Here is a 10,048-nt window from a genome sequence, read left to right on the forward strand (position 1 = left end):
CCTGAAACACAGCACGAAGGGGGAACCATGACGCACGAACTGCCCGGCCTGGAGGTCGCGGGCCTGGCCAGGTGGCTGGCCCGGGAGCATCCGGAGCTGGTCGGGCACGTCCGGTCCGACGCGGGTCCGTCCGCGGCCCCGGACCTGACGGCGAGCCTCATCACCGGCGGGCGCAGCAACCTCACCTACCGGGTCGACGGCGCCGTCCGGCCGCTGGTGGTGCGGCGCCCGCCGCTGGGGCACGTGCTGTCCAGCGCGCACGACATGCGGCGCGAGCACCGGGTCATCACCGCCCTGGCGGGGACGATCCCGGTGCCGCGCACCGTCGCGGTGGTGGACGACACGAGCGCCGCCGAGGTGACGGGCACCGTGTTCTTCGTCATGGAGCACGTGGCGGGCCGGATCCTGGCCCGCCCCGAGCACAACGCGGCCTGGACCCGCGACGGGCTGGGCCGGCTCGGCATCGAGCTGGCCGAGGTCCTCGCTGACCTCCACACCACCGACCCCTCGACGGTGGGGCTCGCCGACTTCGGCCGCCCCGCCGGGTACCTGGCCCGCCAGGTCAAGACCTGGCGGCGCCAGTACGACGCCTCCCGGTCGCGGCCCCAGCCGGTCCTGGACTCGCTCCAGGAGCGGCTGGAGGCCGCGGTGCCCGACGACGGCGTCCGCACGGGGATAGTGCACGGCGACTACCGGCTCGACAACGTGCTGGTGGCCGGCCCGCCCGACGCCCCGCGCGTCGCGGCGGTGCTGGACTGGGAGATGGCCACGCTCGGCGACCCGCTCGTGGACCTGGGCATGCTCGGCATGTACTGGCACATCAGCGGCCTGTCCACCGACGCGGGCGTCGACGTCGTCGCCGGCGCGATCGTGCCCGGCGCCGGCTACCCGGACTTCGACGAGGTCGTCGACGCCTACGCCGCCCGCGCCGGGATCGCCGTGCCCGACCTCTCCTGGTACCGCGCGTTCGCCTGCTACAAGCTCGCGGTCATCCTCGAGGGCATCCACTACCGGTACACCGGCGGCCAGACGGTCGGTGACGGGTTCGACACGATCGGCGCGCTCGTGGAGCCGCTGGCCGCCGAGGGGCTGGCCGGGTTCGCCGGCTCGCCGTCCGGACCAGGGACAGCATCCCGACCAGAGACAGCATCCCAATCCCGCCCAGGGGCAGCATCCGGACCAGACACAGCAGGAGGAGCCTGATGGACTTCGCACCCGACGCGACCACACGGCAGATCACCGACCAGGTCCGGGACTTCGTGCAGAGCGAGGTGCTGCCCGCCGAGCCGGTGCTCGCCGAGCAGCTCGCCGCCACCCCCGGCGTCTGGTCCTTCCGGCCCGTGGTCCGCCACCTGCAGGCCACGGCACGCGAGCGTGGCCTGTGGAACCTGTTCCTGCCGCCCGGCGCGCCGGTCGGCGCGCGCGGCGGCGGCCTGACCAACCTGCAGTACGCCCCCGTCGCCGAGCTCACCGGATACAGCCCCAAGCTCGCGCCCGTCGCCATGAACTGCGCCGCCCCCGACACCGGCAACATGGAGCTGCTCGCGCACTTCGCCACCCCCGAGCAGCGGGAACGCTGGCTCGACCCGCTGCTGGACGGCGCGCAGCGATCGGCGTTCTGCATGACCGAGCCCGCCGTCGCGTCGTCGGACGCCACGAACATCGCCACCCGGCTGGTGCGCGACGGCGACGAGTACGTGATCAGCGGCCGCAAGTGGTTCGCCACCGGGGCGATGAACCCCGACTGCGGCCTGCTGATCGTCATGGGCAAGACCGACCCCGAGGCGCCCCGGCACCGGCAGCAGTCCATGGTGCTGGTACCCCGCGACACCCCCGGCGTCACCGTCGTGCGCGGTCTGAGCGTCTTCGGCTACGACGACCGGGACCACGGCGGGCACGCCGAGATCGTCTTCGACGACGTCCGCGTCCCGGCCGCCAACTTGCTCGGCGGCGAGGGCGAGGGTTTCGCCATGGCGCAGGCCCGCCTCGGACCCGGCCGCATCCACCACTGCATGCGCGCGCTCGGCACGGCGGAGCGCGCCATGGACCTCGTGCGCGAACGTGCCGCCGAGCGCGTCGCGTTCGGCGGCCCCCTCGCCGACCAGGGTGTTGTCCGCGAGTGGCTCGCCACCGCGCGCATCGAGATCGAGTCCCTGCGCCTGCTCGTGCTCAAGACCGCCTGGCTCATGGACACCGTGGGCAACAAGGCCGCCATGACCGAGATCCAGGCCATCAAGATCGCCGTACCCCGCGCCGTCGGGCAGATCCTGGACCGTGCCGTCCAGGTCTTCGGCGCCGCCGGGGTGTCCGGCGACCATCCCCTGGCCGAGCTGTTCGCGGGCGTCCGCACCCTGCGCCTCGCCGACGGCCCCGACGAGGTGCACCTGGCCTCCCTCGGCCGGGCCGAGCTCCGTCGCCGCACACCGTTCCTGGACCGGCCCGGCCCCGCGCGTCCCGCACCATCCACCCCTCTGGAAGGAGACCCGACATGACCCACACGCCCGACCCGGCCGTCGACGGGCCCGGTTACGGCACCCTCTCGATCGCGAGCATCCTCGCCGAGACCGCCCGCCGGTTCCCCGAGCGCACCGCCCTCTGGTTCATGGGGCAGAGCACCACCTACGGCGACCTCTGGGACCAGACCCGCGCCTACGCGGGGGCGCTCGCGGCCCGCGGGATCGGGCCCGGCTCGCGCGTGGCGATGATCGTGCCGAACGTGCCCGACTTCGCGCGCGTCTACTACGCGACGCTCGCGCTGGGCGCCGTCGTGATCCCCGTGCACCTGCTGTTCCGCAGCGACGAGATCGAGTTCGTCCTGCAGGATGCCGGGGCCGACCTCGTGGTGGTCGCCGCGCCGATGCTGGCGGAGGCCGCGCCCGCGGCCGCCAAGGCGGGCGTGCCGATGGTCACGGTGCTGGTGCCCGACGCCGTCGCGCGCCAGATGGCCACGCAGGGGACGGACATCGCGCGGCTGGAGGACGAGGCGGCCGGCGCGACGCCGATCGAGCGGCAGGCGGGCGTCAGCCCGCTGGCCGCCGCCACGATCCTGTACACGAGCGGCACCACCGGCACCCCGAAGGGCGCGGTGGGGTCCCACCTGGCGATGGTCGAGCAGGTGCACTGCTCCCTGATCGACTCGTTCGACCTGCGGCCCGACGACGTGGTCTACGGCGGCCTGCCGTTCTTCCACTCGTTCGGCCAGATGGCGGTGCTGAACATCGCCTTCCGCCGTGGCGCGTCCATCATCCTGCTGCCCAAGTTCGACCCCGACGAGGCCCTCGAGCTCCTGGTGGCCCACGGCGCCACGGTGTTCACGGCGGTGCCGACCAACTTCGCCGGGATGGTCGAGGCCGCTCGGCGCTCGTCCGCCCGCCCACCGCTGCGGTACGCGGTGTCCGGCGGGGCGGCCCTGCCGGTCGCCCTGCTCGAGGCGTTCGAGGAGGCGTACGGCGCGCAGGTGCACGAGGGGTACGGCCTGACCGAGACCTCGCCGTCGTGCACGTTCAACGTGACGTCCGAGCCCATCCGGCCCGGGACCGTCGGCCGCTCCATGTGGGGCGTCGACGTCGCGGTGGCCATCGCCGAGATCGAGGACCGGGTGGAGCTGCTGTCGAGCGGGCTCGGCGAGATCGTCGTGCGCGGGCACAACCTGATGAAGGGGTACCTGGGCCGGCCGGACGCCTCGGCGGCCGCCGTCGTGGACGGCTGGTTCCGCACCGGCGACCTCGGGACCGTGGACGCGGACGGCATCGTCACGATCGTGGACCGCAAGAAGGACATGATCATCCGCAACGGCTACAACGTGTATCCCACGGAGGTCGAGGCGGTGCTGGCCCGGTACCCCGGCGTCGTGATGGCAGCGGTGTTCGGGGTGCCCGACGAGAAGCGCGGGCAGGAGGTGCACGCCGCCGTCGTACCGTCCTACGGGGTCGAGATCGACCCGGACGCTGTGGTCGCCTACATGAAGGAGCACGTGGCGGCCTACAAGTACCCCCGCGTGGTGCACGTGTCGGCGGACCTGCCGCTCGGTCCGAGCGGAAAGGTGCTCAAGCGCGAGCTGACGGCCCGCCACTCGACGTCGCCGGTATAGCGGGATGCACCGGCCCGCGGCAGCCCAGTGATTGGGCCCGAAGATGTGCGGTTTTCGGGCCCAATCACTGGGCTGCCGGAGGAGCGCGGCGGGACCCGGCCGCTCAGGACCCGGGCAGGCCCAGGTGCTCCTCGACCGCCTTCCGGACCTGGTCCGGGACCGGCACCGGGCGGCGGGAGGCCTGGTCCACGAACACGTGCGTGAAGCTGCCCGTGGCGTACGGCTCGTCGCGGTCGGGCGCGCCCGACCGCAGGATCGCAAGGTCCCAGGTCAGCGACGTCCGCCCGAGGCGTCCGACGGCGACGTCCACCTCGATCTCGTCCGGGAACGACACCGGGGCGAGGAACTCGCACGAGGAGGCTCGCGCGAGTCCGATCACGTCGCCCGCCGGGTCCATGCCGGTGTGCCGGATGAGCCACATGTTCACCGCCGTGTCCATCGCCTCGTAGTAGACGGTGTTGTTCATGTGCCCGTACTGGTCGTTGTCGTTCCAGCGCAGCGGGAAGGGGTGTCGATAGCCCATCGAGAGGTCTCTCCTTCGAGATCGGGGGTCGCTGAACCGCAGCGTAGCCCGGCTCAGGGGGAGGGGTGCAACATATTCGAGATTGATGCATACTGGACACCGACTGGTCGGTCGGTGCCGACCGCCAGCACCGGATCGACAAGTACCGACCAACCAGATCGACGACGATCGGAGGACCGATGACGCTCGCACCCGAGTCGCCCCAGACGGACACGCTGGAGGCTGACTTCTACTCGTTCCAGGACCTGCTCACCCCGGCCGAGCAGAAGAAGGCACTGGCTGTCCGCGAGTTCATGGAGCGCGAGGTGCGCCCCATCGCCGACGACTACTGGGAGCGCGCCGAGTGCCCGGTGCACCTGTTCAAGCCCTACGCACAGCTCGGCACCATCGGCTCGGGCTGGGCCGAGACGCAGGGCGAGGAGACCTCCGCCGTGTTCCGCGGCTGGATCGGCATGGAGACGGCGCGCGTCGACTCGTCCTTCTGCACCTTCATCGGTGTCTCGGGCGGCCTGGCGATGACGTCGATCGGTGTCGGCGGAACGGCCGAGCAGCGCGCGAAGTGGCTGCCGCCCATGGCGAGCGGTGACCTCATCGGCGCGTTCGCGCTCACCGAGCCGCTGGCCGGCTCCGACACCGCCAAGGGCCTGCGCACCACCGCCACCCGCACCGGCGACACCTGGGTGCTCAACGGCGCCAAGCGCTGGATCGGCAACGCCACGTTCGCCGACGTCGTGGTGGTCTGGGCCAAGGACACGGCCGACGACCAGGTCAAGGGCTTCCTGGTGCGCAAGGGCACACCGGGCTTCACCGCCACCAAGATCGAGCGCAAGCAGTCCCTGCGCATCGTGCAGAACGCGGACATCGTGCTCGAGGACGTGCGCGTGCACGAGGCCGACCGGCTGCAGCACATCAACAGCTTCCGCGACCTGGCCAAGGTGCTGCGGATCACCCGCGACGGCGTCTCCTGGCAGGCGCTGGGCACCATGGTCGGCGCGTACGAGGCCGCCGTGGCGTACACCAAGCAGCGCGAGCAGTTCGGCAACCCCATCGCCAGCTATCAGCTGATCCAGGACAAGCTGGCCACCGCGTACGCCAACGTGACCGCGGGTTTCGCCATGTGCGTGCGCGTGGCCCAGCTCCAGGACAAGGGCATCCAGACCGACGCCCACGCCGCGATGGCCAAGGCGTTCGTCACCACGCGCATGCGGGAGACCGTCGCGCTGTGCCGCGAGGCGTGCGGTGGCAACGGCATCACGCTCGACCACGGCGTGGCCCGGTTCTTCGCCGACGCCGAGGCCGTGTACACGTTCGAGGGCACCAAGGACATGAACCAGCTCATCGTGGGCCGTGCGATCACCGGCCACGCCGCGTTCGTCTGAGCCCGGACCGTTCTACGGTCGTATCGCAGCACCGTCGCATCGCAGCACCGTCGCATCGCAGCACCGTCGCACCAGAGCTCAAGGAGGAGCACATGACCGAGGCCTACATCGTCGCGACCGCACGATCGCCCATCGGACGCGCCCACAAAGGGTCGCTGAAGGACGTCCGCCCCGACGACCTCGCCGCCATGATGGTCGCCGCGGCCGTCGAGCAGGTGCCGGGCCTGGACCCGGCACGGATCGACGACCTGCTGCTGGGTTGCGGGCTGCCCGGCGGCAAGCAGGGCATGAACATGGCGCGCATCGTGGCCGTGCTGTGCGGCTGGGACACCGTGCCCGGCGCCACCGTCACGCGCTACTGCAGCTCCAGCCTGCAGACCACCCGCATGGCGTTCCACGCCATCAAGGCGGGCGAGGGCGACGTCTTCGTGTCCGCGGGCGTGGAGTCGGTGAGCTCGATGGCCACCGGCTCGAGCGACTACATCCCGGGCGTCGACCTGAACAACCCCGTCTTCGCCGACGCCCTGGCGCGCACCGAGAAGCGGGCCGGAGCCGGAGCCGGGCTGTGGACCGACCCGCGCCTGGAGGGCGTGCTGCCCGACCCGTACATCAGCATGGGTCAGACGGCGGAGAACGTGGTGGCCCTGCGCAACATCACCCGCGCGGACCAGGACGAGTTCGCCGCCCGCAGCCAGCAGCGCGCGGAGGCCGCCATCGCGGCGGGCTTCTGGGCCAAGGACATCACGCCGGTCACCCTCGCGGACGGCACCGTCGTCTCCGCCGACGACGGCCCGCGCGCCGGCACCACCGTGGAGACGCTCGCCACGCTCGAGCCGGTGTTCCGCCCCGACGGCACGGTCACGGCGGGCAACGCCTGCCCCCTGAACGACGGCGCCGCCGCGCTCGTGATCGTCTCCGGCCGGGTCGTGGACGAGCTGGGCCTGCAGCCGCTCGCCCGCATCGTGTCCACGGGTGTCAGCGGCCTGTCGCCCGAGGTCATGGGTCTCGGCCCCGTCGACGCCAGCCGGCAGGCGCTGCGCCGTGCCGGCCTGACGGTCGACGACATGGACCTCGTGGAGATCAACGAGGCCTTCGCGGCCCAGGTGATCCCCTCGGCGCGCGAGCTCGGCATCGACGAGGAGAGGCTGAACGTCAACGGCGGTGCGATCGCCGTCGGGCACCCGTTCGGGATGACCGGGGCGCGCATCACCTCGACCCTCATCAACGGGCTCGCGGACACCGGAGGCCAGTACGGTCTGGAGACGATGTGCGTGGGTGGCGGCCAGGGCATGGCCATGGTGCTGGAGAAGCTCTGACCCGTGCGGGCGCAGGCTCGCGAGACCTGAGAGGAGCATTCGTGCGGATCACCGGTGCGGTGCTGGAGCGCTGCGGCGCGCCCGCGCCCTACGTGGAGTCCCGGCCGGTCACGGTCGGGACGCTGGAGCTCGGGCCACCGGAGGCGGGTGAGGTCCTGGTCCGGATCGAGGCGGCGGGGCTGTGCCACTCCGACCTGTCGGTGGTGGACGGCAACCGTGTGCGGCCGGTGCCGATGCTGCTCGGCCACGAGGCGGCCGGCATCGTCGAGGTCGCCGGCCCGGGTGCGCGGCTCGCCGTCGGGCAGCGCGTGGTGATGACGTTCCTGCCGCGCTGTGGGCAGTGCGCCGAGTGCGCCACCGACGGGCGCCTGCCCTGCTCGGTGGGGTCGGCGGCCAACGGGGCGGGGACGCTCGTGGGCGGCGGACGGCGGCTGTCGCGTGCTGCTCCGTCCGGCGCTGCTCCGTCCGGCGCTGCTCCGTCCGGCGAGGTCCAGGACGTGCACCACCACCTCGGGGTGAGCGCGTTCGCGAGCCACGCCGTGGTGTCCGAGACCTCCGTGGTACCCGTGGACGACGACGTCCCGCCCGACATCGCCGCCCTGCTCGGCTGTGCCGTCCTGACCGGCGGCGGAGCCGTCGTCAACGCGGGGCGACCCGCACCGGGTGACCGTGTGGCCGTCGTGGGCCTGGGTGGCGTCGGCATGGCGGCGCTCCTGGTGGCCGTCGCGCTCGGGCACGAGGTGATCGGCGTCGACGCGGTGCCCGCCAAGCTGGAGCTGGCTCGCGAGCTGGGCGCGGCGACCGCCGTCGGGCCGCAGGAGGCTGCCGAGCAGGGGCTGCGCGCGCCCGTCGTGGTCGAGGCGGCTGGCTCGGCCCGTGCCTTCGAGACGGCGTACGGGATCACCGCACCGGGCGGCACCACCGTCACCGTGGGGCTGCCCCACCCCGACGCCCGGGCGAGCATCTCGCCGCTCAGCCTCACCGCGGAGGCGCGCACGGTGGTGGGCTCCTACCTCGGGTCGGCTGTGCCGAGCCGCGACATCCCGCGCTACGTGGAGCTGTGGCGGGCCGGGCGGCTGCCCCTGGACCGGCTCGTCTCCGACCGCATCACCCTGGACGATCTGCCCGCCGCGCTCGACCGCCTCGCCTCCGGCGCGGCGCTGCGGCAGCTCGTGACCTTCTGACTTGACGTTCTCATTCGCAACGAGAGGAAACACCTCATGACCCGCACTGCCATCGTCACCGGAGCTGCCCGCGGCATCGGCGCCGCCACCGCCCGCCGGCTGGCGCGGGACGGCTACGCCGTCGCCGTCCTGGACCTCCTGGAGGACCAGGCCAAGGCCACCGCCGAGGCCATCGTGGCCGACGGCGGCCGCGCGCTCGCCGTGGGCGTCGACGTCGCCGACGAGGAGTCGGTAGCCGCCGCCGTCGCGCGCGTCACCGCGGAGCTGGGCGCGCCCACCGTGCTGGTGAACAACGCCGGCATCCTGCGCGACAACCTGCTGTTCAAGATGTCCGTCAGCGACTGGGACGCCGTGCTGAACGTGCACCTGCGGGGAGCGTTCCTGATGACCCGGGCCGTGCAGGCGCACATGGTGGAGGCCAAGTTCGGCCGCATCGTGAACCTCTCCTCGACCTCCGCCCTCGGCAACCGGGGCCAGGCCAACTACTCGGCCGCCAAGGCGGGCATGCAGGGCTTCACCAAGACGCTGGCGATCGAGCTCGGCAAGTTCGGTGTCACCGCGAACGCCGTCGCCCCCGGCGTGATCGAGACCGACATGATCCGCGAGACCGCCGAGCGCATCGGCATGCCGCTGGCCGACTACCTCGGCCTGGCCGCCAAGGACGTCCCCGTGGGGCGCGTGGGCCAGCCCGAGGACATCGCGGGCGCCGTGTCGTTCTTCTGCTCGGAGCAGTCCGGGTTCGTGTCGGGCCAGGTGCTGTACGTGGCAGGCGGGCCGAAGGCATGAGCGACGTCATCACCGTCGAGTCGCCGGCAGCCCTCGCGGACGCCGTGGGCCGGACGGCCACCGGCGAGTGGTTCGAGGTCACCCAGGAGCGGATCGCCGCGTTCGCCGATGCCACCGAGGACCACCAGTGGATCCACCTCGACGCCGAGAAGGCGGCCGCCGGACCGTTCGGTTCCACGGTGGCGCACGGGTACCTCACCCTGTCGCTGCTGCCCCACCTCGCGGCCTCGCTCGTCTCGGTCGGCGGCATCGCGATGGTGATGAACTACGGCCTGGACCGGCTGCGGTTCCTGTCCCCGGTGCCGGCGGGCTCGCGCGTGCGGGCCGTCACCGAGATCCTCTCCGCAGAGCCGACGTCGAACGGCGTGCGTCTCGCCTCGAAGGTCACCGTGGAGATCGAGGGCGCCGAGAAGCCGGCGCTGGTCGCGCACACGCTGTCGCTCTACGTCCCGGAGGGCTGAGCGGGGTCCCGGAGGCCATCCCAGCCGTCTTTTCGAGGTCTAAGTTTCTCCGCTCTGAACCGATTCAGAACGGAGAAACTTAGACCTCGAAGAGGTTGGGGGGTGCCCTCTTCGGGGGTCCGGGTGGCGGGCCAGGTCGCAGTGTTGCGAGGTCGATGGTTTGACAGGCGCGCCTCGCGAGATGTGTACTGGTGTTCTATCGAACAGGCGTTCGATGAGGTGCTCGACCATCCGGTCACCACCGGCAGACACCATCGCTGGAGGGTCATGACCGTTGTAACAGTCTCCTCGAAGACCAACACCGGCGCT

The 10,048-nt window shown here is 72.0% G+C and carries 9 protein-coding genes; 8 read left to right on the forward strand and 1 reads right to left on the reverse strand.

All coding sequences use genetic code 11. The features are described 5' to 3' along the window. Positions 1-27: 27 nt before the first annotated feature. Genes LUU90_RS14820 through LUU90_RS14830 form a run of 3 tightly spaced genes read left to right on the forward strand, consistent with a single transcriptional unit; the run spans position 28 to position 4,090 of the window. Positions 28-1,203: a phosphotransferase family protein gene (locus LUU90_RS14820; protein ID WP_275004209.1), complete on the forward strand. Its 1,176-nt coding sequence runs from the start codon at positions 28-30 to the stop codon at positions 1,201-1,203. Further along, positions 1,203-2,492: an acyl-CoA dehydrogenase family protein gene (locus tag LUU90_RS14825; RefSeq protein ID WP_275004210.1), complete on the forward strand. Its 1,290-nt coding sequence runs from the start codon at positions 1,203-1,205 to the stop codon at positions 2,490-2,492. The genes LUU90_RS14820 and LUU90_RS14825 overlap by 1 nt, the downstream gene beginning before the upstream one ends. Continuing rightward, positions 2,489-4,090: an AMP-binding protein gene (locus LUU90_RS14830; RefSeq protein ID WP_275004211.1), complete on the forward strand. Its 1,602-nt coding sequence runs from the start codon at positions 2,489-2,491 to the stop codon at positions 4,088-4,090. The genes LUU90_RS14825 and LUU90_RS14830 overlap by 4 nt, the downstream gene beginning before the upstream one ends. Before the next feature lie 103 nt (positions 4,091-4,193). Here LUU90_RS14830 and LUU90_RS14835 read toward each other — a convergent pair whose 3' ends face one another. After that, positions 4,194-4,613 carry an acyl-CoA thioesterase gene (locus LUU90_RS14835; RefSeq protein WP_275004212.1) on the reverse strand — a complete coding sequence of 140 codons (420 nt, stop codon included), beginning with the start codon at positions 4,611-4,613 and terminating at the stop codon, positions 4,194-4,196. 179 nt (positions 4,614-4,792) lie between these two features. Between LUU90_RS14835 and LUU90_RS14840 the strand changes: the two genes are divergently transcribed. The 5 genes from LUU90_RS14840 (at position 4,793) to LUU90_RS14860 (ending at position 9,739) form a co-directional block, all read left to right on the forward strand. After that, positions 4,793-5,992 carry an acyl-CoA dehydrogenase family protein gene (locus LUU90_RS14840; RefSeq protein WP_275004214.1) on the forward strand — a complete coding sequence of 400 codons (1,200 nt, stop codon included), beginning with the start codon at positions 4,793-4,795 and terminating at the stop codon, positions 5,990-5,992. 92 nt (positions 5,993-6,084) lie between these two features. After that, positions 6,085-7,308 carry an acetyl-CoA C-acetyltransferase gene (locus LUU90_RS14845; protein WP_275004216.1) on the forward strand — a complete coding sequence of 408 codons (1,224 nt, stop codon included), beginning with the start codon at positions 6,085-6,087 and terminating at the stop codon, positions 7,306-7,308. Between the two features lie 41 nt (positions 7,309-7,349). Continuing rightward, positions 7,350-8,492: a zinc-binding dehydrogenase gene (locus LUU90_RS14850; protein ID WP_275004218.1), complete on the forward strand. Its 1,143-nt coding sequence runs from the start codon at positions 7,350-7,352 to the stop codon at positions 8,490-8,492. A gap of 36 nt (positions 8,493-8,528) precedes the next feature. Continuing rightward, positions 8,529-9,278 (forward strand): 3-oxoacyl-ACP reductase FabG, encoded by a 750-nt coding sequence (fabG, locus tag LUU90_RS14855; RefSeq protein WP_275004219.1) that lies wholly within the window; start codon positions 8,529-8,531, stop codon positions 9,276-9,278. Next, positions 9,275-9,739 carry a MaoC family dehydratase gene (locus tag LUU90_RS14860; RefSeq protein ID WP_275004221.1) on the forward strand — a complete coding sequence of 155 codons (465 nt, stop codon included), beginning with the start codon at positions 9,275-9,277 and terminating at the stop codon, positions 9,737-9,739. The genes fabG and LUU90_RS14860 overlap by 4 nt, the downstream gene beginning before the upstream one ends. Positions 9,740-10,048 lie beyond the last annotated feature (309 nt).

The sequence above is a fragment of the Promicromonospora iranensis genome, from assembly GCF_028994775.1.
Classification (GTDB): domain Bacteria; phylum Actinomycetota; class Actinomycetes; order Actinomycetales; family Cellulomonadaceae; genus Promicromonospora; species Promicromonospora iranensis_A.

Coding starts and splice junctions, on each gene's coding strand:
- LUU90_RS14820 (WP_275004209.1), top strand. CDS start 28: ATGACGCACGAACTGCCCGGCCTGGAGGTCGCGGGCCTGGCCAGGTGG.
- LUU90_RS14825 (WP_275004210.1), top strand. CDS start 1,203: ATGGACTTCGCACCCGACGCGACCACACGGCAGATCACCGACCAGGTC.
- LUU90_RS14830 (WP_275004211.1), top strand. CDS start 2,489: ATGACCCACACGCCCGACCCGGCCGTCGACGGGCCCGGTTACGGCACC.
- LUU90_RS14835 (WP_275004212.1), bottom strand. CDS start 4,613: ATGGGCTATCGACACCCCTTCCCGCTGCGCTGGAACGACAACGACCAG.
- LUU90_RS14840 (WP_275004214.1), top strand. CDS start 4,793: ATGACGCTCGCACCCGAGTCGCCCCAGACGGACACGCTGGAGGCTGAC.
- LUU90_RS14845 (WP_275004216.1), top strand. CDS start 6,085: ATGACCGAGGCCTACATCGTCGCGACCGCACGATCGCCCATCGGACGC.
- fabG (WP_275004219.1), top strand. CDS start 8,529: ATGACCCGCACTGCCATCGTCACCGGAGCTGCCCGCGGCATCGGCGCC.
- LUU90_RS14860 (WP_275004221.1), top strand. CDS start 9,275: ATGAGCGACGTCATCACCGTCGAGTCGCCGGCAGCCCTCGCGGACGCC.